This window comes from Pseudomonas sp. LPB4.O, assembly GCF_038383825.1.
GTDB classification, from domain to species: Bacteria; Pseudomonadota; Gammaproteobacteria; order Pseudomonadales; family Pseudomonadaceae; genus Aquipseudomonas; species Aquipseudomonas putida.
Genome location: NZ_CP151298.1, coordinates 4045979 through 4068714, shown reverse-complemented (window position 1 = coordinate 4068714; position 22736 = coordinate 4045979). Strand labels below are relative to the sequence as shown.

General features: G+C 61.9%; 26 protein-coding genes, 1 tRNA gene and 1 pseudogene. 13 read left to right on the top strand and 15 right to left on the bottom strand.

Features of this window, described 5'->3' with window-relative positions; genetic code table 11:
- The first annotated feature begins 9 nt into the window (after positions 1-9).
- From MRBLPB4O_RS18540 to MRBLPB4O_RS18525, 4 genes are all read left to right on the top strand, one after another.
- Positions 10-762, top strand: coding sequence for an Asp/Glu racemase (locus tag MRBLPB4O_RS18540; RefSeq protein WP_341796210.1), 753 nt, complete (start codon positions 10-12; stop codon positions 760-762).
- Between the two features lie 15 nt (positions 763-777).
- Positions 778-1419, top strand: a complete 642-nt coding sequence (locus MRBLPB4O_RS18535; protein ID WP_341796209.1) for an N-carbamoylsarcosine amidohydrolase — start codon at positions 778-780, stop codon at positions 1417-1419.
- 207 nt (positions 1420-1626) lie between these two features.
- Complete coding sequence (locus tag MRBLPB4O_RS18530) at positions 1627-2940, top strand: MFS transporter (RefSeq protein ID WP_016498888.1); 1314 nt, start codon at positions 1627-1629, stop codon at positions 2938-2940.
- 139 nt (positions 2941-3079) lie between these two features.
- Positions 3080-4372: an OprD family porin gene (locus MRBLPB4O_RS18525; RefSeq protein WP_341796208.1), complete on the top strand. Its 1293-nt coding sequence runs from the start codon at positions 3080-3082 to the stop codon at positions 4370-4372.
- A gap of 177 nt (positions 4373-4549) precedes the next feature.
- Here MRBLPB4O_RS18525 and MRBLPB4O_RS18520 read toward each other — a convergent pair whose 3' ends face one another.
- The gene (locus tag MRBLPB4O_RS18520; RefSeq protein ID WP_341796207.1) at positions 4550-4735 is read right to left on the bottom strand and encodes a hypothetical protein; all 186 of its coding nucleotides are present in this window, start codon (positions 4733-4735) and stop codon (positions 4550-4552) included.
- Positions 4736-5408: 673 nt separating this feature from the next.
- On the opposite strand from MRBLPB4O_RS18520, the gene MRBLPB4O_RS18515 reads away from it, so the two are divergent.
- Complete coding sequence (locus tag MRBLPB4O_RS18515) at positions 5409-5603, top strand: hypothetical protein (RefSeq protein WP_341796206.1); 195 nt, start codon at positions 5409-5411, stop codon at positions 5601-5603.
- A gap of 131 nt (positions 5604-5734) precedes the next feature.
- On the opposite strand, the gene MRBLPB4O_RS18510 is transcribed toward MRBLPB4O_RS18515, so the two are convergent.
- Positions 5735-6640, bottom strand: a complete 906-nt coding sequence (locus MRBLPB4O_RS18510) for a LysR substrate-binding domain-containing protein (RefSeq protein ID WP_341796205.1) — start codon at positions 6638-6640, stop codon at positions 5735-5737.
- 98 nt (positions 6641-6738) lie between these two features.
- Here MRBLPB4O_RS18510 and MRBLPB4O_RS18505 point away from each other — a divergent pair, with 98 nt between their 5' ends.
- Positions 6739-7500 carry a TSUP family transporter gene (locus tag MRBLPB4O_RS18505; RefSeq protein ID WP_016498893.1) on the top strand — a complete coding sequence of 254 codons (762 nt, stop codon included), beginning with the start codon at positions 6739-6741 and terminating at the stop codon, positions 7498-7500.
- 1 nt (position 7501) lies between these two features.
- On the opposite strand, the gene MRBLPB4O_RS18500 is transcribed toward MRBLPB4O_RS18505, so the two are convergent.
- The 4 genes from MRBLPB4O_RS18500 to MRBLPB4O_RS18485 form a co-directional block, all read right to left on the bottom strand.
- Positions 7502-8926, bottom strand: coding sequence for a diguanylate cyclase (locus tag MRBLPB4O_RS18500; protein ID WP_341796204.1), 1425 nt, complete (start codon positions 8924-8926; stop codon positions 7502-7504).
- Positions 8927-9063: 137 nt separating this feature from the next.
- Positions 9064-10893, bottom strand: coding sequence for an SLC13 family permease (locus tag MRBLPB4O_RS18495; protein ID WP_341796203.1), 1830 nt, complete (start codon positions 10891-10893; stop codon positions 9064-9066).
- A gap of 125 nt (positions 10894-11018) precedes the next feature.
- Positions 11019-11411, bottom strand: coding sequence for a glycine zipper domain-containing protein (locus MRBLPB4O_RS18490; protein ID WP_016498896.1), 393 nt, complete (start codon positions 11409-11411; stop codon positions 11019-11021).
- Between the two features lie 73 nt (positions 11412-11484).
- Positions 11485-11670 carry a hypothetical protein gene (locus MRBLPB4O_RS18485; protein WP_063422710.1) on the bottom strand — a complete coding sequence of 62 codons (186 nt, stop codon included), beginning with the start codon at positions 11668-11670 and terminating at the stop codon, positions 11485-11487.
- Positions 11671-11884: 214 nt separating this feature from the next.
- On the opposite strand from MRBLPB4O_RS18485, the pseudogene MRBLPB4O_RS18480 reads away from it, so the two are divergent.
- Positions 11885-12528: pseudogene (locus MRBLPB4O_RS18480) on the top strand (diguanylate cyclase).
- A gap of 1 nt (position 12529) precedes the next feature.
- Here the strand turns inward: MRBLPB4O_RS18480 and MRBLPB4O_RS18475 are convergent.
- Entirely contained in the window at positions 12530-12820 is a 291-nt protein-coding gene (locus MRBLPB4O_RS18475) for an RcnB family protein (protein WP_341796202.1), read from the bottom strand.
- 116 nt (positions 12821-12936) lie between these two features.
- Between MRBLPB4O_RS18475 and MRBLPB4O_RS18470 the strand changes: the two genes are divergently transcribed.
- Both MRBLPB4O_RS18470 and MRBLPB4O_RS18465 read left to right on the top strand, forming a co-directional pair.
- Complete coding sequence (locus MRBLPB4O_RS18470; RefSeq protein ID WP_341796201.1) at positions 12937-13287, top strand: hypothetical protein; 351 nt, start codon at positions 12937-12939, stop codon at positions 13285-13287.
- Positions 13288-13414: 127 nt separating this feature from the next.
- Complete coding sequence (locus MRBLPB4O_RS18465) at positions 13415-14236, top strand: class I SAM-dependent methyltransferase (RefSeq protein ID WP_341796200.1); 822 nt, start codon at positions 13415-13417, stop codon at positions 14234-14236.
- Here the strand turns inward: MRBLPB4O_RS18465 and MRBLPB4O_RS18460 are convergent, their stop codons facing one another.
- The 4 genes from MRBLPB4O_RS18460 to MRBLPB4O_RS18445 form a co-directional block, all read right to left on the bottom strand.
- Positions 14237-15004 carry an SDR family oxidoreductase gene (locus tag MRBLPB4O_RS18460; protein ID WP_016498902.1) on the bottom strand — a complete coding sequence of 256 codons (768 nt, stop codon included), beginning with the start codon at positions 15002-15004 and terminating at the stop codon, positions 14237-14239.
- 35 nt (positions 15005-15039) lie between these two features.
- Positions 15040-16107 carry a phosphotransferase family protein gene (locus MRBLPB4O_RS18455; protein WP_341796199.1) on the bottom strand — a complete coding sequence of 356 codons (1068 nt, stop codon included), beginning with the start codon at positions 16105-16107 and terminating at the stop codon, positions 15040-15042.
- Positions 16108-16292: 185 nt separating this feature from the next.
- A complete protein-coding gene (locus tag MRBLPB4O_RS18450) occupies positions 16293-16610 on the bottom strand; it encodes an SCP2 sterol-binding domain-containing protein (protein WP_016487959.1) in 318 nt (105 codons plus the stop codon).
- A 56-nt stretch (positions 16611-16666) separates the two neighbouring features.
- Positions 16667-17377, bottom strand: a complete 711-nt coding sequence (locus tag MRBLPB4O_RS18445) for a histidine phosphatase family protein (protein WP_341796198.1) — start codon at positions 17375-17377, stop codon at positions 16667-16669.
- Between the two features lie 198 nt (positions 17378-17575).
- On the opposite strand from MRBLPB4O_RS18445, the gene sohB reads away from it, so the two are divergent.
- On the top strand, positions 17576-18595 hold the full coding sequence (gene sohB, locus MRBLPB4O_RS18440) for a protease SohB (RefSeq protein WP_258653214.1): 1020 nt from the start codon (positions 17576-17578) through the stop codon (positions 18593-18595).
- A gap of 154 nt (positions 18596-18749) precedes the next feature.
- Positions 18750-18823 (top strand) — tRNA-Cys (locus tag MRBLPB4O_RS18435).
- Positions 18824-18921: 98 nt separating this feature from the next.
- On the opposite strand, the gene MRBLPB4O_RS18430 is transcribed toward MRBLPB4O_RS18435, so the two are convergent.
- The 4 genes from MRBLPB4O_RS18430 to MRBLPB4O_RS18415 are packed head-to-tail and all read right to left on the bottom strand — an operon-like array spanning position 18922 to position 21732.
- A complete protein-coding gene (locus tag MRBLPB4O_RS18430; protein ID WP_341796197.1) occupies positions 18922-19974 on the bottom strand; it encodes a tyrosine-type recombinase/integrase in 1053 nt (350 codons plus the stop codon).
- Between the two features lies 1 nt (position 19975).
- Positions 19976-20221, bottom strand: a complete 246-nt coding sequence (locus MRBLPB4O_RS18425) for a DUF4224 domain-containing protein (protein ID WP_341782701.1) — start codon at positions 20219-20221, stop codon at positions 19976-19978.
- A gap of 39 nt (positions 20222-20260) precedes the next feature.
- Positions 20261-20758: a hypothetical protein gene (locus MRBLPB4O_RS18420; RefSeq protein ID WP_341796196.1), complete on the bottom strand. Its 498-nt coding sequence runs from the start codon at positions 20756-20758 to the stop codon at positions 20261-20263.
- Positions 20759-20811: 53 nt separating this feature from the next.
- Complete coding sequence (locus MRBLPB4O_RS18415; protein WP_341796195.1) at positions 20812-21732, bottom strand: phosphohydrolase; 921 nt, start codon at positions 21730-21732, stop codon at positions 20812-20814.
- Positions 21733-21804: 72 nt separating this feature from the next.
- Here MRBLPB4O_RS18415 and MRBLPB4O_RS18410 point away from each other — a divergent pair, with 72 nt between their 5' ends.
- Together MRBLPB4O_RS18410 and MRBLPB4O_RS18405 are read left to right on the top strand one after the other, a co-directional pair.
- Positions 21805-21990: a hypothetical protein gene (locus tag MRBLPB4O_RS18410; protein ID WP_341796194.1), complete on the top strand. Its 186-nt coding sequence runs from the start codon at positions 21805-21807 to the stop codon at positions 21988-21990.
- A 126-nt stretch (positions 21991-22116) separates the two neighbouring features.
- The gene (locus MRBLPB4O_RS18405; RefSeq protein WP_341796193.1) at positions 22117-22707 is read left to right on the top strand and encodes a hypothetical protein; all 591 of its coding nucleotides are present in this window, start codon (positions 22117-22119) and stop codon (positions 22705-22707) included.
- Positions 22708-22736: the final 29 nt, after the last annotated feature.

The window sequence follows — 22736 nt, the reverse complement described above, 5'->3', positions numbered from 1 at the left end:
GCACGAGACATGACCAAGCTATACCGCATCGGCCAGATCGTGCCGAGCTCGAACACCACGATGGAAACCGAAATCCCGGCGATGCTCAACGCGCGCCAGGCGATCCGCCCCGAGCGCTTCACCTTCCATTCCAGCCGCATGCGCATGAAGCAGGTGAAGAAGGAAGAGCTGGCCGCCATGGACGCCGAGTCCGACCGCTGCGCAATGGAGCTGTCCGACGCCAAGGTGGATGTGCTGGGCTATGCCTGCCTGGTGGCGATCATGGCCATGGGCCTGGGCTATCACCGGCAATCGGAAAAGCGCTTGCAGCAGGCCACCGCTGACAACGACGCGCTGGCACCGGTAATCACCAGCGCCGGGGCGTTGGTCGAGGCCTTGCATGTGATGAAGGCCAAGCGCATTGCCATCGTCGCGCCATACATGAAGCCGTTGACCGAGCTGGTGGTGAACTACATCCGGGAGGAGGGCTTTGAGGTGCAGGACTGGCGCGCGCTGGAAATCCCCGACAACCTCGCCGTGGCCCGCCACGACCCGGCCAACCTGCCAGGCATCGTCGCCGGCATGGACCTTGAGGGTGTCGATGTGGTGGTGCTGTCGGCCTGCGTGCAGATGCAATCGCTGCCGGCAGTGGCCAAGGTCGAGGCGCAGACTGGCAAGCCGGTGGTCACTGCTGCTATCGCCACTACCTACGCCATGCTCAAGGCGCTGGACCTGGAGCCGGTCGTGCCGGGCGCCGGTGCCCTGCTGTCGGGCGCCTACTGAAATCGGGAGATGGACATGAGCGACGCACAAAGCGCCCGTGACAACTACCAGGGCGTATGGGGCCAGCGCATCGGCTTTGGCCGCAAACCAGCCCTGTTGATGATCGACTTCATGCAGGGCTACACCACCCCCGGTGCACCGCTGTACGCCCCGGGCGTGGTGGTGGCGGTCGAACAGGCCGCTGGCCTGCTGGCGCTGGCCCGCGACTGCGGTACCCTGGTGGTGCATACCAACATCCGCTACCAGCCGCCGCATTTTGCTGACGGCGGCGTGTGGGTGCGCAAGGCGCCGGTGATGAAGGACATGGTCGAAGGCAACCCGCTGGCGGCGTTCTGCGAGGCCGTTGCGCCACAGGCAGGGGAGGTGGTGCTGAGCAAGCAGTACGCCAGTGCCTTCTTCGCCACCAGCCTGGCCCCGCTGCTGCATGCTCAAGGCGTAGATACCGTGGTACTGGCTGGCTGCTCTACCAGCGGCTGCATCCGCGCCAGTGCGGTGGATGCCATGCAACACGGGTTTCGAACCATCGTGGTGCGCGAATGTGTCGGTGATCGCCACGACGACCCGCACGAAGCCAACCTGTTCGACATCGACAGCAAGTATGGCGATGTCGTCACCCGCCAGGAGGCGATGCAGCAACTCAGGCGCCTGGCCGGCTGAACGCCGGGTAGCCCTTACCAATAACAATCAAGGACCGGTGCGGGAAGCCCGTCCATGACCGCCTGCTGTCCGGGTGGTCGCCCCGCAGGAGCACTCGGGGTCTTCAGGCGCTGCCCAGGCACGCCGCGTATAGTGCGCGGGGTGCCCGGCGCGTCGAACACTGCTGGCCTTAAAACAACCACAAAGTCGCCCGCCAGGAGACAGGAAATGCCAATTGCGAATGCAACCACGGTCCACAGTGACATCGACCATGGCACTAAAGCGCTGTACAGCAAGATCACCTGGAGGCTCATCCCCTTCCTGTGCTTCTGCTACCTTGCAGCTTATCTGGACCGCATCAATGTCGGCTTTGCCAAGCTGCAGATGCTCGAAGACCTGCAGTTCAGCACAGCGGCCTATGGCCTGGGTGCCGGGCTGTTCTTTGTCGGCTACATCATTTTCGAAGTGCCGAGCAACCTGATCCTGCAGCGCGTTGGCGCCAAGCTATGGATCGCACGCATCATGATCACCTGGGGCCTGCTGTCGGCCTGCACCATGTTCGTTTCCACCACCACCCAGTTCTATGTCCTGCGTTTTCTGCTGGGGGCTGCCGAGGCCGGCTTCCTGCCGGGCGTGCTGTACTACCTGACCATGTGGTACCCCACCTATCGGCGCGGGCGCATCATTGCCTTGTTCATGATCGGGCTGCCCTTGTCGAGCGTGATCGGCGGGCCGATTTCTGGCTGGATCATGGGGCATTTCGACCAGGTGCATGGCCTGCACGGCTGGCAGTGGCTGTTTTTGCTGGAGGCGATCCCCAGTGTGTTGCTGGGCATCCTCACGTTCTGGGCATTGCCTAACCATTTCCAGCAGGCCAAGTGGCTGTCGGCTGACGACAAGGCGCAGCTGGCAGCGGACCTGGCGGCTGACGATGCCGAAGGCAAGGACAGCAAGCACAGCTTTCGCGACGGTTTTTTCAACCTGAAAGTGTGGATGCTGGGGGGCATCGACTTTTCGATTTTGCTCAGCGCCTACGCCATGGGCTTCTGGATGCCGACCTTCATCCGCGATGCTGGCGTCAGCGATACCTTCCACATCGGTCTGCTGACGGCCATTCCGAGCCTGGCCGCACTGGCCGGCATGTTGATGATCGGGGCCAGCTCCGACCGCCACCGTGAGCGCCGCTGGCACATCATCGTGCCGTTCATCATTGGTGCAATCGCCATGGCCAGCAGCACGTTGTTCAGCCAGAACCTGGTGATGACCGTGGCGCTGTTCGCCATTGCCTCGGCAGCGATCATCGGCGCGGTGCCGGTGTTCTTCAGCCTGCCGGCGACCTTCCTCAAAGGCACTGCGGCCGCCACCGGCTTTGCCCTGGCTTGCTCGGTGGCCAACATCGCAGGCCTGGTGAGCAACTCACTGATGGGCCTGGTCACCGACCTCACCGGTACCTCCCACGCCGCATTGTGGGTGTTTGCCGGCTGCCTGATCCTCAGCTGCTTCCTGGTCATCGCCTTGCCGGCGAAGCTGGTCAACCGCTAGCGGCCCAGCGCTTCAAGCAACGGCAGGGCAGGCGGGCCGGGTGCCCGCCTGCCGACCCTCACTCGATGCAACCCGCACGTTGGCGGCCATACACGGCCGCCGCGCCGGGTTGCTGTTGCCCGATTCCAGGAGTCGCTCCATGCAAGGTTTCACTGCACCGCGTTTTTCTTCGTCTGCGTGCCTGGCCGGCGGGTGTATCGCCGCCGCGTTGTGCCCCGAGGCCTCGGCAGAGGAGGCCGGTTTCATCGAAGGTGCCCGCGCCACGCTGCAGGCACGCAATTACTTCTTCAGCCGCGATTATGCCGATATCAAGGGCGCGAGCACCCAGTCGCGTACCCAGGAATGGGCGCAGGGTTTTATCCTGAACGCAAGCTCCGGCTACACCCAGGGCACGCTCGGCGTCGGCGTGGATGTGACGGGCCTGCTTGGTTTCAAGCTCGACAGCAGCCCGCAGCATGCCAGGTCCGGGTTGCTGCCCAGCCTGGACAGCGGCAAGTCGGCGGACGAATACAGCCGCCTGGGGGCGGCGATCAAGTTCAAGGTCTCGCAAACCGAACTGAAGGTGGGCGAGTTGATGCCCAACCTGCCTGTGCTGTTGTTCAGCGATCTGCGCCTGCTGCCGCCTACCTACCAGGGCGCGATGTTGGAGTCGCGCGAGTTTGCCGGGTTGACCCTGAATGCCGGCCAGTTCCGCTCCACCAGCCTGCGCGACTCGTCCAACAGCCAGAAAATGTACGCGCTGGTCAACGACCCGATCAACCCTGCGCGGCTGGCGCGTTTCACCAGTGACCGCTTCAACTACGTTGGCGCCGATTATGCCTTCAACGGCAACCGTACCAGCGTCGGTGTATGGCAGGCGCAACTGGAGGATATCTACCAGCAGCGCTTCTACAGCTTCAAGCACGCCGAGCCGCTGGGGGACTGGACGCTGGGGATCAATGCCGGCTACTTCGATGCCCGGGAGGACGGGCGCAAGATTGCCGGTGACTATGACAACCATGCGCTGTTCAGCCTGTTTTCGGCCAAGACCGGCGGGCATACCTTTTATGTGGGCTACCAGCAGATCGGCGGCGATGATGGCTTCATCCAGGTGGGTGCAAACACCAACCCGATGGGTAATACGCTGCCGACCTATGAGTTCTCGGCGCCAGGCGAACGCTCGTGGCAGGTGCGGCATGACTACAACTTTGTCGCCTTGGGGCTTCCGGGGCTGACGTCGACCCTGCGTTATGTGAAAGGGCGCGACGTGGACACCGGGCTGGGCTTTGAAGGGCGGGACCGCGAGCGTGACCTGGACCTGGCCTACGTGGTGCAGAGCGGGCCGCTGGCCGGGTTTGGGGTGCGCGTGCGCAACGTGATGGCGCGCTCCAACTACCGCACCGACATCGATGAGAACCGCTTGATCCTCAGTTACACGGTCAAGCTGTTCTAAAGCCGATGGACTGTGCTGCGCGCTTTGTGTATGGGTGGCCTTGTGTCGCGGCAGGGCTGCGCAGCAGCCCCAGGGTTTCAGCGAAAATGCATAAATTGCCGGGGCTGCTACGCAGCCCTGTCGCGACACAAGGCCGCTCCTACAAGTCTGGTGCATGCCTTGCGGGAGCAGTAGCGGTCACTGCAGGGTCACGGGCTTGAGGTTATCCGGCAACTGCCTGATAGCCGCCTCAATTTGCGCGATCGGCCCGGCGAGGCGGTCCGCTTCCATGTCCTTGCCCTCACTTCTCAGGCGGTCGCACTCAAGGCGCAGGTCCAGCAATTTTTTCTGTAGCTTCAGGGCCGAAGTGTTGAACGGGTCCATGCTTTTCTCGTGCTGTAGGCTTCCGTGCCGTTGTAGGAAAAATGGACCGTAGCAGCTCGAATTAACTGGAGAAACTGATGTTTCATACAGGTTTGTACCCCTACCGCGATTCTTCCCACAGCGCACAGTAAAAAGTCCTACAAACTACGTTTCAATTCATGTGCTCTCAATCGAGCTCGACATCCCGTGTCAGCTGCGTTCAGTCGCCTTTTGAAGGGCAGGCCACCCTGCGTGGTTACAGCCGGAGCCTGTAACCCGTCTTGAAACCTCATGTAGCAATAATGTATCTGCGCCGCATCTGATCCGCTTTTTTTCCACAAACCTGAATCTGTAACCGTATCAGCCCAGGCTCGACAATATGTCCATTCCCGCATCACAACTGTAGAGGTTCCAATGGGCAAGCTGGCGCTGTTCCTGGGTGGTTTTCTGCTACTGACCATTCTGATTGGTATTCTTGGCACCATTCCGCCAAGCTGACTTCAACTGCTTTTTTCCTGCGCGGCCCGTCTATTTCAAATGACGGGCCCAATGCCTGACCAATTGGCCAGTATTCCCCCTGCTTGCACTGCTGGACCAGCGGTAGCTGCAAGTCATTCTCAAGTGCAAAAGCCTCGTGTAGTCTCCCGCCGCCGCTCATTCGGGCCGGTCTTTTTGCCGTGGAGTCGATACATCAATGGAATACAAGAAAGGCACTTCAGCCATGCTGGAGTGGCGTAGCCGTTTTCTTGCCGAAGGCACACTTGATGAGCAGGGATATGACCAGGCATTGCGCGATGCCCTGGTGCTGGAACAGGCCGGAGTGATCACCACGGCGGAGTGGATCGAGCTGGTCAAGCTGGCAAACACGGCGTTGCTGGTTGTGCGATAAGTCGTTCTTTGCGTTGGGAAATCTGTCCACAAAAAACGTGGGTAGGTCTGTGGATAAAGTGCTGTAAGCCAGGCCCGAGGCGGGCTCTGTTAAATTGAGCAGAAATTGAACAGTCATTTCGGCGGGCTGTTTTAGCAGGCCAGGCCGGCACGGCGCAATGCCGCTAGCAGGTCGCGTACCCGCGCCGGCAGTTCGCCAGCAGGGTACACGGCATGCATTTGCGGGTCCTGGCCGCTGCTGGAAGTCAGGCGGTATTGCGGGCATACCCGGCCTAGCCGCCCGGCCTTGACCTGCGCTTCGCCAACCCAGGCAGCCAGGCGGGCGATGCCTGCCCCGGCCAGGGTGCTGTGGTACACCGCGTCACCGGAGTCCAGGCGTAGCCTCGGCCTGGGCCGCAGGCTGGTAATCTGGTCGTCGCGGCAAAAATGCCAGGCCTTGAGAATGCGCGGGGCGGTGTGCAGGATCAGCGCATGCCCTTCGAGCTCTTCAGGGTGCTGTGGTGTGCCGGCCACCGCCAGGTAAGCCGGGCTGGCATACAGGTGGCGCTGGTAGGCCCACAGCGGGTAGCCGATCAGCTCGCTCGATTGCGGAAAGGCCCCACGTACCACGAAATCGAACTTGCCTTGCAGCGGGTCGAGGGTTTCGTCGCAGTAGCTTACGTCCAGGGTGACTTTGGGGTGGCAGCGGGAGAACTCGGCGAGCACCTGTGGCAGCACATGCTCACCCAGCAGTTGCGGCACGGCAAAGCGTATCCAGCCCTCGGCGCTGCCACTGAGCGCGGCCAACTCGTCGGCCGCATCACGTTGCACATCCAGCAAGCGTTCGGCATGGGGCAGCAGGCGCTCACCGGCTTCGGTGAGGGTGACGGCGTTGGCGTTGCGGTTGAGCAGCTTGCTTCCGGCGTTGTCTTCAAGGGTTTGTACCGCACGGGTTACCGCGCTGGGTGAGCGCCCCAGCGCGCGGGCGGCGGCCACGAAGCTGCGCTTGTGTGCCACGCTGACGAACGCCTGGATTTCCCGCAACATGTCCAATGCCATTGCCTGCTCCTTGTTGCAGTTTTTGCAATATGGCATTTCAACACAAGCGCAGCACTTTGATTAGCCTTGCTGGGGTCTTCTCTGCCTGGAACCGCGTCATGATGGATGTTGCTGTGCTTTCTGTGTTCGCCTTTGCCGCTGGGCTGATCGACGCCGCAGTGGGGGGCGGCGGGCTGATCCAGATCCCGGCCTTGTTCAACGTGCTGCCCACCGCGCAACCAGCGGCGTTGCTCGGCACCAACAAGCTGGCGTCTGTGTGTGGTACGGCCTTCGCGGCGCGCTCGTTCATTCGCAAGGTGACGCTGGACTGGGGGCTGATCGTGCCGGCAGCGCTCAGCGCCTTTGTCATGTCGTTCGCAGGCGCGGCCACGGTATCACTGGTGCCGCCCAGTGTGATGCGCCCGGCAGTGCTGGTGATGATCGTGCTGATGGCCATCTACACCTTCTGCAAGAAAGACTTCGGCACGCTGCACAAACCCGCGAAGATCGGCCGCAAGGAGCAGTGCCTGGCGGTGCTGATCGGTGGTGCGATCGGTTTTTACGATGGCCTGTTCGGTCCGGGCACCGGCAGCTTCCTGATCTTCCTGTTCATCCGCTTCTTCGCCTTGGACTTCCTGCACGCCTCGGCCTCGGCCAAGGTGGTGAACATTGCCACCAACCTGGCGGCGCTGGTGTTCTTCGTGCCCTCGGGCAACGTGCTGTATGCCATCGCCCTGCCCATGGCGGCGTGCAACGTGCTCGGGGCCCTTACCGGCACCTGGCTGGCAGTACGCAAGGGCGCAGGCTTTGTGCGCGGGCTGTTCCTGATACTGCTGTGCGTGCTGATCGCCAAGCTGTCGTGGGACTTGCTGGCCGGTTGAGTCACACCACCTGGCGCTGTGCTTCTGCCTGTTCGACGCGGTTGCGGCCATGGGCCTTGGCCCGGTACAGCGCCTGATCGGCGCTTGCCAGCAACGTGTCCAGGCTGGGGGCCGGGATATTGGCGTCGCAGCCGGCCAGGCCGATACTCACGGTAATCTGCAGGCGCTGGTCGGCCTGCACCACGTGCAGGTCCTGTACCGCGCGGCGCAGGCGTTCGGCGGTGAACTTGGCACGTTCTGGGGCAAGGCCCGGGAGGATGACGACAAACTCCTCGCCGCCCAGGCGCGCGAGCAGTTCATCGTTGTGCAACTGGTCTTGCAGGGTGCTGGCGAACTGGCGCAGCACCTGGTCACCGACCCCGTGGCCATGGGCATCGTTGATCGACTTGAAGTGGTCGATGTCCAGCATCATCAGGGTCAGTGGCAGCGCCTGGGCATGCTGCTGGCGGCTGTCCAGCAGCGCGTTGGCGCGGCGGGTGAAGGCACTGCGGGTGAGCACGCCGGTCAGGTGGTCGATGGTGGCCTGGTGCGCCAGGCGGGCCATCAGGCTGCGGTTGGCCTGGCTGACGCAGGCCACCACTAGCGGGCCGAGCACCAGCATGGCAATGCCCAGGCGCGCCGACATCAGCGTGGTCACCCCAGGCTCGCTTTGCGGCACGCTGAAGTGCATGAGGTTTTGCGCCACCGCCACAATCAAGGTGCTGCCGGCGGTGAGTGTGAGCAGCGAAACCATGAATGGCGAGTAGGTCCAGGCACACCACAGCAAGGCGGCAATCGGGAAGGCGATGGCACCGGGGCCGCCAAAGGCAATGCTGACCGCCAGCGAGACCAGCAGCACCAGCAGCGGCGCCAGGCGGATGGCCTGGGCACCTCCGCGCACCAGGGCCCGTACCGAGGGCGCGGTGAACAGCACCGGCAGCACCAGCACGCTGGTCGAGAACTGTTCGCTGAACCAGGCCAGCCAGGTGGCGCGCAAGGATTGCTCGAACCAGGGTGCAGCCATGACCGCTGCCATGCTGGCCGCCACCATGGCGGCGGCGGCACAGGCGGCGAACACGCTGAGTACGCCGTGCGGGGTGCGCATGCGCCGGTGCAGCCGTGGCAAGCGCGACAGCAGCTGCCAGAGGGTTACTACCACAGCAAGATTGCACAGGTTGAACCACAGGGCCGGCACCCAGGCACTGCCACACAACAGGTCGGCGCCGACCATGGCCAGCCACACCAGGCTGAAGCCGGTCAGGGTGGCCAGGCGAGGGTAGCGCAACAGTACGCCGGCCAACACAGCGTTCACTGGCCAGAACAGCGACAGCGATTCGATCGGGCGTGCCAGGATGCCGCCCAGGGTGAGGGCAAAGGTCAGGCAAAGCAGAACGACATAAGGCAACAAGCGCGATTGGGCTGGAAAAACCATGAACTCGACCGGCAAGCGGAAACGAAATCCAGGACAACGCCTTGAAGCACCTGGGGCAATACCCGTAGTGTGTTTCGTCAGGCCAGTTGATGTCAATCTGCCGCGATCGGTCGAGATAATGTCAAATTGCCTCTAATCCTTGTTGCTTTCCTTTACAACCCGAAGAACCACGGCACCATCACGACGGTGACCACCATCACCAGCACGGTGAACGGCACGCCGATTTTGACGAAGTCGGCGAAGCGGTATTGCCCCGGCCCCAGCACCAGTGTGTTGACCGGCGATGACACCGGCGTCATGAATGCCGCCGATGCGGCCAGGGCCACGGTCATGGCAAACGGGTAGGGTGACATGCCCAGTTGCGCGGCGGTACTGACAGCCACCGGCGCCATCAATACCGCAGTGGCCGTGTTGGAAATGAACAGGCCAATCACCGCCGTGACGGCGAACAGGCAGGCGAGAATGGCACTTGGGCCGGCGCCACCCAGCACGCTGACCAGCCCGCCCACCGCCAGGTCGATACCACCGGTTTTTTGCAGTGCCTGGGCGAACGGCAGCATGCCGACGATCAGCACCAGGCTTTGCCAATGAATGGCCCGATAGGCGCTGTTCATGTCGATGCAGCGGCCGGCGCCCATCAGCAGGCAACCAATCAAGGCCGCGATGACATTGGGCACGGTACCGCTCACCATCAGCCCGACCATCACCGCCAGGCTAAGCAACGCCTGTGGCGCGCGGGTGCGGGCTGGCGCGACCTGGTCGATCTCGGCGGGCAGGCTCAGTACCAGAAAGTCCTTGGGCTGGCTTTGCAACTGGCGCACGGCCTTCCACGGGCCGACCACCAGCAAGGTATCGCCAAGGCGCAGCTTTTCTTCCACCAGTTGCTCTTCGATAGCGGCCTGTTCGCGGCGCAGGCCGACCACGTTGAGGCCGAAGCGGGTGCGGAAGGCCAGTTCGAGAATGCTTTTGCCGATCAACTGCGAGCCCGGCGGCAGCGAGACCTCGGCCATGCCCAGCTCCTGGGACTGATCGATGAAGTAGGCTGCCTTGAAGTGCAGGGGCTCCAGTTGCATGGCCTGGCACAGGCTGCGCAGGTCGTCGCGGTTGGCGAACAGGTCAAGCAGCAGCACGTCGCCCTGGTGCAGTACGGTGTTGGAGTCGGCGCCGATCACCCGTGTGGTGAACTTGTGCTGGCGCTCGATGCCGATCACGTTGGCGCCGTGCCGGGTGCGCAACTCCAGCTCGCCGAGGGTATGGCCGATCAGCGGTGAATCAGGGCGTATGCGCAGGCGCCGTTCACGGCCGTTGAGCTTGTAGTCCAGCACCAGGTCCAGCAGTGTGCGGCGGGTTTCCACACGGCCGTCCTTGCGTACTTCGCCGTTCAGCCAGTGGCGGGTCAGCAGCATGTAGCCGATGCCCAGCACCAGCACCACCAGGCCGAACGGAGTAAAGCTGAAGAAGCTGAAGCCCGCTTCGCCATTGCGCACCAGCTCGCTGTGCACCACTACGTTGGGCGGTGTGGCCACCAGGCTTAGCATGCCGCTGATCAGCCCGGCAAACGCCAGTGGCATCATCAGGCGGCTGGGCGACAGCTGCAGGCGCGCGGCAATGCTTAGCACCACCGGGATGAAAATGGCCACCACGCCGGTGGAACTCATCATCGACCCCAGCCCGGCCACGGCCACCATCAGCAGCACCAGCAGGCGTGTCTCGCTATTGCCGGCCCGCTCGCTCATCCATTCGCCAATACGGTAGGCAATACCGGTGCGCACCAGGCCTTCGCCGATCACGAACAGGGCGGCGATCAGTACCACGTTGGGGTCGCTGAAGCCGGCCAGGGCCTGCTCCACGGTAAGGATGCCGAGTAGCGGCAGGGCCAGAATCACCATCAGCGCGACCACGTCCATGCGTGGGCGATTGATGATGAACAGAACGACGACGATGGCCAGCAGGCCGAGGACCCAGAGCAGATCTTGGTTCATGGGGAGGGGGTGTTCCTTCACACGGGGCACGATAGACAGTAGCAGCCAATGTGCCAGCTTGTGATGAAGGGGGTGTTGATGTGCTGCAACAAATAGGGCCGCTATGCGGCCCTTGAGTCAGCTGATCAGTGACGGTGCCGGCGGTGCTTCTTGCTGCCGCGGTTGTCGTCACCCAGGTGGTTGCCGAGGGCACCACCGGCCGCGCCGCCCAGGCCGGCACCGACGGTGGAGCCGGTCTTGCCGCCCACCGCGCCGCCCAGCAGCGAGCCGCCAGCCGAACCCAGGCCACCGCCGATGGCGGCTTCGGTACGGTTGCCCTTGCGTGCACCTACCGCACTGCCGGCTGCGCCGCCCACGCCGGCACCGATGGCCGCGCCGGTCTTGCCGCCGAGTTGTTGACCGACAACGTTACCCAGGACACCACCCAGGCCACCGCCAATGGCGGCAGTACCGTCACCGGCGAAAGCGCCTTGGCACAGCAGCAGGCCGAGGGCAAGGGAAGGCAGAGTCAGACGCATGATACGAACCTCAAAGGAATCATCAGGTTAAGTTGCCGCGCAACGGGCGGCAGGTCAGGGGGGTAAAGACGCTTCAGCGGTAGTCGCGGTCACCGCGGTACTGACGATTGTCATCGTCATCGCGGTCATGCCGATGGTGGTGGCGATGGCCACGGTCGCGGTCACGCCAGCCATCGTCGTCGTCATGGTAGCGATGGCTGTGGCAGCCTGCGGTCAGCAAAAATGCAGCAATCAGCGAAAGGCTTGCAAGGCGGGTCATCACGATATAGGTCCTTGATCCGCAATGGTTTACGGGACACTTCCTGAGACTGGAAATGATCCATTTGGTTTCCCGGGCGGGCAAAAAAATGGCGCTGCAGTGATGAGCGGCGTGCTTGCAGGCTGTTGTTCTGTCCCATTCGGTCATGGTCGAGCGGGTAATGTCCCTCTAAACTGTGGGGCAAGCTGCAGCCAAGACGGCAATCTGCCACTCGGTGAATCACGATGATCGCCCATACCCCACGTTGTTCGCCGCCGTTGTACTGGTCGCAACCATTCTGGCGTTCTGCCTGTTGCTGGTCGGGCGCAGCAACCGCCGTGACAACCTGCTGCTCACCGGTTGCGGGCTGCTGATGCATGCGCTGGCTTATGTCTGCTACACCGTCTATGCCCAGGCCCCGCTGTGGGTCAGCTACGGCCTGGGCAACAGCTTGCTGTCGCTGGCTCTGGCGTTCTACACCGCCAGCCTGTTCCGGGTGCGTGAGCAGGTGGTGCCCTGGCGTGTCATCTTCGTCATCCCCGCCTGCATGCTGCTGGCGACGCTGGTATTGATGCTGCAGTGCTCGATGATTCTTTACTCGGCGTGGCGCCATGCCGAGCGGCCGGGCAGGGCCCACCTGCTGCTGCAGATCGGTGCGTTGATCAGCCTGGTCGGCCTGGGCATGCGTGTGCGCGCAACCCGGCGCGCTTTGCCGGTGACCAGATCGAACTGCGCTTCAGCGTCGGCTTGTGGTGTGGTGTGCCGGGCCCCAAAGACAGCACCGCCAACCTGCTGGCCCAAGCCGATGCGGCGCTGTACCAGGCCAAGGCCGCCGGGCGCAACACGGTGCACATGGCGGCGTTGATCCAGGCGGGATGAATCAGGATGCCGGCTGAATCGCCAGCACTACCCCGTTGGTGATCTGCACCAGCACGTAGTGGCCACCCATGCGTACCCAATGGCTTTCCTTCTCGGGTGCTGGCAAGCCTTTGGCTTTCCAGTCCTTGATGGCCTCCTCGTCGCGTTTGTACTGGTCCGGGGCCTTGTCGCCCACTTCAAGCGTGCGATTGTGGGTTTCCGGGGCGGTGATGCTTTCTTCGCTGGAGGGCGCGGCGCTAACGGCCAGGGGCAGGCAGGGCAGGGCGGCGAGTAGCAGATAGTGAAGCTTCATGTGGTGCTCCTGATGGCGGTATACCTTATCTGCGACAGCGGCATGCGCGTGACAATTCACTCGCGATACCCGCCAGTGCTAGAGTCGCATCTTTTTCAATACCCTGAGGATGGAACATGCGTGCGATTCTGCCGATGGCCGCAGCGCTGATACTGGTCGGTTGTGCTTCTGCGACCATGGAGACGGCCCGCGGCGGCAAGCCGGCTGCGCAGCTCGATTCGCACAAGGCGCCGGAGCTGGTGGCGCAGTGCATCCAGTACAGCTGGCAGGAAGAGAAGGTGTTCGGCGACGATGCCAGTGGCTACCTGGAACCCCGCAAGCAGGGCGGGTTCACGGTCTATACCCGTGAGGCGGAGGCGTTTGTGGATGTTTACCCCCAGGCGGGCGGGGCGCGGGTCGACTACTACGCGCAGAAGAATGACGGCGTGGCGCTGCAGCGCCGGGCAGCGGCGGCTACCTGCCTGTAAGGGCCAGTGCAGTCCAGTTGTTTGCTCGGTGGGTGTTTTTCGGCCTTTACAATTTTTAGCAAGGCAGTGGTGTCGTAGATGAGCAGGTGGCGGCTAGCATGAGCCGTCACCACTCAAGGAAGACGCCATGGACCGCTCACTGCAACTCAACCGCACCAGTTGGGACGAACGCGCCCCGCTGCACGCTGCCTCCAAGGAATACGAAGTCGATATTCTGGTCCAGCGCCCCGGGCACCTTTCCGAAACCGTGCGCTTCGACCTGCCTTTGCTTGGCGACATCACCGGGCTGAACACCGTCCACCTGCAGTGCCACATCGGCACCGACACCTTGTCGCTGGCACGCCTTGGCGCCAAGGTCTGCGGCCTGGACTATTCGGCGGCTTCGCTGGTGGAGGCGCGGGCACTGGCCGAGCGTTGCGCGATGCCCATCGCGTATGTCGAGTCCGACGTCTATGCCGCTGACAAGGTACTGCCGGCAGGCACGTTCGACCTGGTCTACACCGGTATTGGCGCGCTCTGCTGGTTGCCCCGCATCGAGCCGTGGGCGCGTGCGGTCGCGGCGCTGCTGAAGCCTGGCGGGCGGTTGTTCCTGCGCGATGGGCACCCGATGCTGATGGCCATCAACGAAGACCACCATGACCGCCTGCAGCTCGAATACCCGTATTTCGAGCACGAAGCGCCGACGGTGTGGCACAACGACCAGACCTACGTCGAGACCGAACAGCGCCTTGCCCACACCGAAACCCACGAATGGAACCACGGCCTGGGTGAAGTCGTGACTGCCCTGCTGGCGCAGGGGCTGCAATTGACGGCACTGGTCGAGCACCAAAGCATCCCCTGGGAGGCGCTGCCGGGGCAGATGCTCAAGGGCAGCGATGGTGAGTACCGCTTGCGCGAGCAGCCTGCACGCTTGCCCCTGAGTTACACCTTGGTGGCGGTCAAAGCCTGATCAGGACAGGTAGCCGCCGTCGACGTTGAGTGCCGTGCCGGTGGTGTAGCTGGAGGCATCGCTGGCCAGGTACAACACCGCGCCGGCCATTTCCTTGGGGTCGGCCACGCGTTTGAGCGGGATCTGCTGCAGTGCGGCGTTCAGGATGGCGTCGTTCTTCACCAGTGCAGAGGCGAACTTGGTGTCGGTCAGGCCCGGCAGCAGGGCGTTGCAGCGAATGCCGAACTGGGCGCACTCTTTGGCGAAGACTTTGGTCATGTTGATGACTGCCGCCTTGGTCACCGAATAGATACCCTGGAAATGGCCGGGGGACACGCCGTTGATGGACGCCACGTTGATGATGCTGCCGCCGCCATGCTCGCGCATCAGCTTGCCGGCTTCCACCGACATGAAGAAGTAACCGCGAATATTCACGTCCACGGTCTTCTGGAACGCATTCAGGTCGGTGTCCAGCACGTTGCAGAACTGCGGGTTGGTGGCGGCGTTGTTGACCAGGATGTCCAGGCGCCCGAACTGTTCGCGGATGCCGGCGAACACCTGCCGGATCTGTTCCATCTCACCGATGTGGCAGGCCACCGCCGTCGCCTTGCCACCCGCCGCGATAATTGCCTCGGCCACCTGTTGGCAACCGTCTAGCTTGCGACTGGAAACGATTACATGGGCACCTTGCTGGGCCAGCAGGTGGGCGATGGCTTCGCCGATGCCGCGGCTGGCGCCGGAAACGAAGGCAATCTTGCCGTCGAGGTCGAACAGGTGGGTCTTGGACATGCTGTTTTCCTTGTTATCCGTCGTCGTGGCGTTGTTCAGAGGCTGGACTTCGCGATGACCTGCAAGCTCATCTGCTCCAGCAAGCGGTTCATGTGGATGAACTGGGCGAAACGCTTGTCCTGGGTCTGGCCGTGGAAGTAGCGGTAGTAGATCTGCTGGACGATGCCGGCCAGGCGGAACAGGCCATAGCAATAGTAGTAATCGAAGTTGTCCAGCGGGATGCCCGCGCGCTCGGCGTAGTAATCCACGAACTGGCGGCGGGTGAGCATGCCTGGGGCGTTGCTCGGCTGACGGCGCATCAGTTGCACCGGCGCCGGGTCGTCGGCCTCGATCCAGTAGGCCAGGCTGTTGCCCAGGTCCATCAGCGGGTCGCCCAGGGTGGCCATTTCCCAGTCCAGCACACCGATGATGCGCATGGGGTTGTCGGCGTCGAGGATCACGTTGTCGAAGCGGTAATCGTTGTGCACGATGGCGGGTTTCGGATGGTCGGCGGGCATTTTATCGTGCAGCCAGGCGGTCACCTTTTCCCAGCGCGGGGCATCCGGGGTCAGGGCTTTTTCGTAGCGGCTGGTCCAGCCCTCGATCTGGCGCTGCACGTAGCCTTCCGGCTTGCCCAGGTCGGCCAGGCCGCAGGCGTTGTAGTCCACCTGGTGCAACTCGACCAGGCGTTCGATAAAGCTTTTGCACAGGGCCTCGGTGCGGCTGGCGTCCAGGTTCAGCTCGGCGGGGATGTCCGAGCGCAGGATGATGCCCTTGACCCGTTCCATGACATAGAACTCGCCGCCGATCAGGCTGCTGTCGGTGCAGTGCACATACGCCTTGGGGCAGAAGGGGAAACCACTGTTCAACTGATTGAGGATGCGGAACTCGCGGCCCATGTCGTGGGCCGACTTGGCCTTTTGCCCGAAGGGCGGGCGGCGCAGCACAAAGTCCCGGTCTGGGTAGCTGACCAGGTAGGTAAGGTTGGAGGCCCCCCCGGGAAACTGGCTTATGCTCGGCAGGCCGTCCAGGCCGGGGAGTTTGGCCTTGAGGTAAGGGTCGATGACGGCCGCGTCGAGTTCTTCGCCGGGGCGTACCTGGGTGGACTGGTCGGTGAGCGTCATGCGTTTTCCTTATTCTCGATCGCAAGGACTATTGGCTAATCTAATGGCCTGGCGGCGCTGGAACAAGCGTGCCAAGTGCCATATAGGCGAGGGTGTTGCAGGTCGATCACTGCACCGAATGCAGGGCAAAAAAAAACCGAAGCCGCCACGGCTTCGGTTTTTCGATCATCCGGTGTACCCAGCCCTCAGGACGGGAACAGCTCGCTGAGTTTCATCGACAGCATCATGTCGCCTTCAACGCGCAGCTTGCCGCCCATGAAGGCCTGCATGCCGTCGGTTTCGCCACTGACGATGCCCTTCAGGGTTTCGCTGTCCATCACCAGGGTGCAGTTGGCGTCCGGGTTTTCGCCTTCCTGCAGGTCGCAGGTGCCGTCTTTGACGATCAGCGCGTATTGCTTGCCTTCGTCGGTGATGTTGAAGCCGAACACCAGGTCCAGGCCGGCGGCAGCGGATGGGTTGAACTTCTCTTGCATCTTTTTGACGGCATCAGCTACGGAGGTCATGGCGCATTCCTTATAGAGTTATTTACACGTCCCCGCAGGGACACAACAAACCGGGCTCATCGATAGGTGACAAGCTCCGGTACCCTCAACAGCTGCACATGGGCCTGGCTGTTGAAGGAGGCCAGTGCCACGTCGCGGCCGCGGAACTTCAGCTGGCTGAGCGACGTGTTGATGATCTGCCAGTTCAGCGCGAACGCCTGGCTGGGGGTAATACGGGTAACCAGGTGGAGCAGGGCGGCGATGGTGCCGCCCGATGTGAAGATGGCGACATTGTCGCCGCTGCCGGCGGCATCCAGCACGCGCTGGAGGCCACCTTGTACACGGTGGGTGAACGCCTGCCAGCTTTCCAGGCCATCGTCGGCATGTTGGCCCGCGTGCCAGCGCTGCACCATCAAGGCGAACAGGCGCTGGAACTCGCTGCGGTGCTGCGCAGCATTGCGCAGGATGTGCAGGGCATCGGGTTCTTCTGGCAGCAGCCCGGGCAACAGGGCGCGGATGACGCCATCGGCATCGAACTCATTGAACGCGGCGTCGGTCTCAACAGCCGGCACCGGGCAGCCGCTGGCATGCAAGGCCTCCAGGGCCAGGCGTGCGGTATCCTGCTGGCGGCGCAGGTTGCCTGCCACGCAGCGGTCCAGCCGAATACCCAGTTGGGCCAGGTGCTCACCCAGGGCCTGGCTCTGGCGCACGCCCACGGGCGAGAGGACGTCGTAGTCATCGGCACCGAAGGAGGCTTGGCCATGTCGGATCAGGTAGAGGTTGCCCACGAAAGGTTCCGGCCTGTTTGGAGGTTGCTGCGAGGTTAGGATGCAGCACACGGGCTGTCAACGAAAAAACATACAAGCGTTTGAAAAGGTTGTTTGAAAGGTGTTGCCAGCGTTTACACCGGCTGGCAGCGCCTCAGGTGCAGCGGTATGCTTGCAACAGTTAAGCGCCGCTTTGGCGCAGGTATTTAAGGAGTCAACGTGGAGTTTCTTGCCGAGTACGCAAGCTTTCTCGCCAAAACCGCCACCCTGGTCATCGCCATCCTCGTGGTGCTGTCGGCCATCGCCGGGTTGCGCAGCAAAGGGCGGCGCAAGCCGGGTGGGCAGCTGCAGGTCACCCGCCTGAACGAATTCTACAAGGACCTGCGCGAGCGCCTGGAGTCCGGCCTGCTCGACAAGGCCCAGCTCAAGGCCTTGCGCAAGCAGCAGGCCAAGGCGGAAAAACAGCAGAAGAAAGGCAAGGCCGAGGAAAAGGGCCGGGTCTTCGTGCTGGACTTCGATGGCGACATCAAAGCCTCTGCCACCGAAAGCCTGCGCAACGAAATCACCGCGCTGCTGACCCTCGCCACCCCGCGTGACGAAGTGGTGCTGCGCCTCGAAAGCGGTGGTGGGCTGGTGCACAGCTACGGCCTGGCTGCATCGCAACTGGCGCGCATTCGCCAGGCGGGCATCCCGCTGACCGTGTGCATCGACAAGGTGGCCGCCAGCGGTGGTTACATGATGGCCTGCATCGGCGAGAAAATCGTCAGTGCGCCGTTCGCCGTGCTGGGTTCGATCGGGGTTGTGGCGCAGTTGCCCAACATCAACCGCCTGTTGAAGAAGCACGACATCGACTTCGAAGTGCTGACCGCCGGTGAGTACAAGCGCACCCTGACCGTATTTGGCGAAAACACCGACAAAGGCCGGGAGAAGTTCCAGGAAGACCTGGACATCACCCACCAGCTGTTCAAGGATTTTGTCGCCCGCTATCGCCCACAACTGCATATTGATGAAGTGGCCACAGGCGAAGTCTGGCTCGGCGTTGCCGCACTCAACCGCCAGTTGGTGGACGAACTGCAAACCAGCGACGAGTACCTCAGCGCCCGCGCGCGCAACGCCAACCTGTTTCACCTGCACTATGCCGAACGCAAGAGCCTTCAAGAGCGAATCGGCATGGCTGCCAGCGGCACGGTGGAGAACACCGTGGTGGGCTTATGGAGTAAACTCGGCCGCCTGCGCTAACACCTTGAACCCGTTGAAATTTTTTTTCGTTCAGGGGGTTGCAAGGTGAAAGGAATGAAGACATAATGGCGCCCATCGAAACGCAGCAAACTTTGAAAAAGGTTCAGCGTTTCAAGGAGATAGCAAAGCGCAAGCAGCTAGATCCGACCTTTGAGGCCGAGTAGCAAAGTGGTTATGCTCCGGATTGCAAATCCGTCTACGCCGGTTCGATTCCGACCTCGGCCTCCACCATTCGAAAGCCCCGCAGATTAACGTCTGCGGGGTTTTTCTTTATGGGTCGAAAAAAGGCAAGAGTTCCGAAACTTTCGGGGTGGAGTTCCGAAACTTCAGCCTTTCGAGGGCTTTGCGATCGCGCCGACGCGCCGGTAAACACGCTCGGTAATCCCCTCTTTTGAGTGGCCCAGCAGAACGCTTGCCTCGCTCAGGTCGTTGATCTCCGATGCGGCTTTCGGTCGGATATCGCGGAACTGGAACTGGGCGATTCGATTGGCCAGGTCTGTCTTCTTTTCCAATTCGGCTTTTACCCTGGCTGCCTCGCGGGCATCTGCCCACCGGTTCCGCAGCATCGGCCAGCTCATGCGCTTGCCGTGCTCGTTGACGATGAAGAACGGCGAAAGGTGCTGGCTGGTGTATCGCATGATCCGATCGAGCAGCAGGCCCAAGCTGTTCTTCACGCCATTCGCTTCCAGGACGATCCTCAATCGCTTGCCGGTCTTGCCCTGGCTCACCAGCAGGTAGATCCCTTCCATATCGTCCTTCCGCATGGCCAGAACGTCTGAAGGCCGCTGGCCGGTCAGGTACGCCAGGTCCATCGCATCCTTTAGCTCCGGTGGAGCCTCCTCATACACCGCCTGCCAAACCGTTTCGTTGGCGTAGAAGTCGCGCGGTTTCTCCTTGTTCTTCCTCACGCCCAGGCAAGGGTTGTCCCGGGTGGTGAGCCCCCATTCCCTTGCCGTGTTGAAAACGTGGGAGAGCAGGGCAATTTCCCTGTTCGCTCTGGTCTTGGCAGACCTTGAGTCGCGGTACTGCGCGATCATGGCTGGTGTGATCGCGTCGATTGGCGCCGAGTCGAACACGGCTCGCAGCTGCTTGAGCTCGTAGATGTTGTCCTTCTGGGTCCTGGCGGCCTTGCCCGGGATAATCTTGCGCTCGTACTCGTCGAAGATCCCCTTCATCGTCTTGAGTTCGGCCGGCGTAGCCTTGGCTTCAAGGTCGGCCCACTTCAGCTTGGCCTGTACCAGGTCGGTACCGAGAGGTATTTCCTTGCCGGCCTGGTCGCGGTAGTAGTACCCGACCCACACATTTCCGTTCTTCCTGGTGCGCTTGCGCCGGTACATGCCCGGCGGCAGATCGCGGTTCTCGGTACTTCTGGGTCGCATGTCACTTTACTCGGGAGAAATCAGGGGTCCAGGCTGGCGCCGGGGGCGGTACGGCAGCGACCGGCACGGTGTCGATCACCACGCCGCTGAGCTTCTGGCGGGCGTATTGGCGGCCGACCAGCGGCCTGCCGCCGCGGCTCTCGACGTAATGCCAGCCTTTCTCGTTCAACCAGCGGCGCTGCCACGCCCGGGGTTTGTAGCCAGTGATCGCCACCAGCTCTTCGTCCGAAAGGATCTCGGTTTCCATGGGATGGTCTCCACGCCGCCGGTGGCGGCAGGTTGGTGGTCAGGCGGGGATTTTCTCGAGTGCCGCGTCGGCGACCTTGAGCGCCGCCTGGGCATCATTGACGTAGGCAGGGTCGAATCCGCCGGCGTAGTGGATCACCCGCTGGCAGGCGTCCAGCTCTTTGCGGGCGAGGCGGAGTGCCTGAGTCAGTTCTTTCTGTAGTGCGCCCTCGGCCCGGCCGATATCCCAGAACCGCTGGCCCCAGTGCCCTTCGGGCGGCTGGTTATTGTTCTGTTTCCCGGCCGCCATAGCCCCTACGGCTACATCGCATACCCCGCGCTTGTAGGCGTTGTCGCCATCAAGGCTCAGGGCGGCACGCCGGCGCAGGGTGTTCACGACCTCATCAGCAGCAACACCAGGGCCCATCAGGACGATGTCTTGCTCAGGTTCGCCTGGTACGTAGATCGCCAAGGTGAGCTTGGCTCCTGGCACCAGATGGTCGCTGATCTGTACCAGGGCATCGTTGGCTACTTCGTGGAAACGGTTTATTGCGGACATAGGTGATCCTCGACCGGCAGCCATTGCCGCCGGCCTTGAGTTGAAGAGGGGAGTTACTTGGTCAGTTCGTGGCCGAACGGCACGCGGAAGCCTGAAGCGTTGCGGTGGCCACCACCGCCGTACTGCTTGGCGATCTCCGACACATCCATGCCCTCGTCGGTGCTGCGCAGGCTGAATACGCGGCCATCAGGGGTGTCCCAGTAGCAGGCGGCGAAAGGTTCGCCCTGGGCCATGAGGTGACCCGCATCACTGGTGAGCGTGTACGGCAGGCTGGCCACCGGCACATCGTGACCTCCGATGACCAGGCGGCGCTTGGTCACGGCCACCAGTTCGGCAACGTCCTTCTGGTGCTTTCGCTCAATCGCGGCGCCGTCCGAGCGGAGGGACTGCACATCAGTCGCCATGAGCGTGTCCCAGACTTCGAAGTCGTAGGGGTAGCTGAAGAGGTTGGCCTGAATCTCGCGGGTGCCATCCAGCTGGAATAGCCACAGGTCTCGGTCCTCGATGTGGCGCAGCAGCATGGGAGGTTCTTGCCCGGGGAAGAAGTGGTTCCAGGCGAGCATGGCGCCGCTGCGGTTCATGTCGAAGCAGCAGGCGATAGCGGGGGAGTTCTGCGAATTCATGAAGATGTGGGCGCTTTCCCAGCCCAGTGCGACCGACCCGTCGGGGTGCCGACCATCGACCCGAACGCCGGCGTGGAAGGGCGGGAACTTGCCAAGGTCCTCGGCCGCCGACTTGTGATGATCCAGGATGATGATGCTGTTTGCCTTCCAGCTCATCCTGGCCATGACTTCGTACTTGTAGCTGAAGTCCACGATGATGACGTCCTTGCCTTCAACGTCAGGCGGTTCCTGGCCGTGCGCGCCAGCAACGAACTCAACCTGCTCGCCTAAGGCCTTGCGGACGACCCAGGCGCCGCCGAAGCCGTCAGCGCAGTTGCCATGGTAGATGCACATCGTTTTGCGTTCAGACATAGAGGTTCCTCGCCCGCGCACAGCGGCGGGTACGCATGTTTAAATAGTGCCCCCAAAACAAGGAGCATTGAAATGGCAAAGGAAGCCGGGAAGCCGTTTGGCTACGTAGCGGTCACGCTCATACCTACGGGCATCGGGTTCGTTATGGGCGGGCTGATGTTTGACCAGCCGGCATTCATCTACAGCGGCCTGGGCATGGCTATACCTGGTGTGTTGCTAGCTGCGACGCACTTCTGGACGACTCGTCGACGGGTTTGAGTAGTAGGGGTAGTGGTCGCTGGTGAGAGAGGGCCCGGAAGTCGTGGTGCATATCCAACGCGTGCTGAAGATCAGATCGTGGATTGCTATGGCTTTTCGACATGCCATCTCATACGCTTAGACGATATGGATGACACTTTGCACATCGATTGCATCTGGGGAAATATGAATAAAACCGCGATATTTGTGCTCTTCTCTTTGGCCCTCTACGGCTGCAATGAAGAATCAAAAGTACAGGATGCTGTGCGCAACAATCTGAAAGACCCCGACTCTGCAAAGTTTGAAAGGCTTTTTGTAAGCAAGGACGGCACTCGAGCGTGCGTAAACTGGAATGCAAAAAATGGCTTTGGGGGCTATGGAGGTTGGTCCACAGCCGAATTGATGCATGACGCAGACGCTTGGACGGTCGTGAAGATGGAGGGGCACGATTTCAACTGCAACGATGAAGCAGTTGCTATTAATGGGAGAGTAGAGATTGCAAAAAAAGAAGCGCTGAAAAACGCCTTTGACTGGATACAGAAATCTAGAAAACTTTCAGACGCGGAAATGCGCCTAACCTACATGCCTAAGGATTGCCGTATGAAGGCATTTGCTTACGCCATCAAGGTGGAGAGCATTGTCCGCGCACAGCAAATGAGTTCTGGAATAGAAGAAGCGACTGCAGAGGAAGCGAAGCTGAGAAGCGAGCTTCAGGAAGGGAATTGCTCGAGGAGTTAATCTGTTCTTTATATGTTCCCATACGGCAC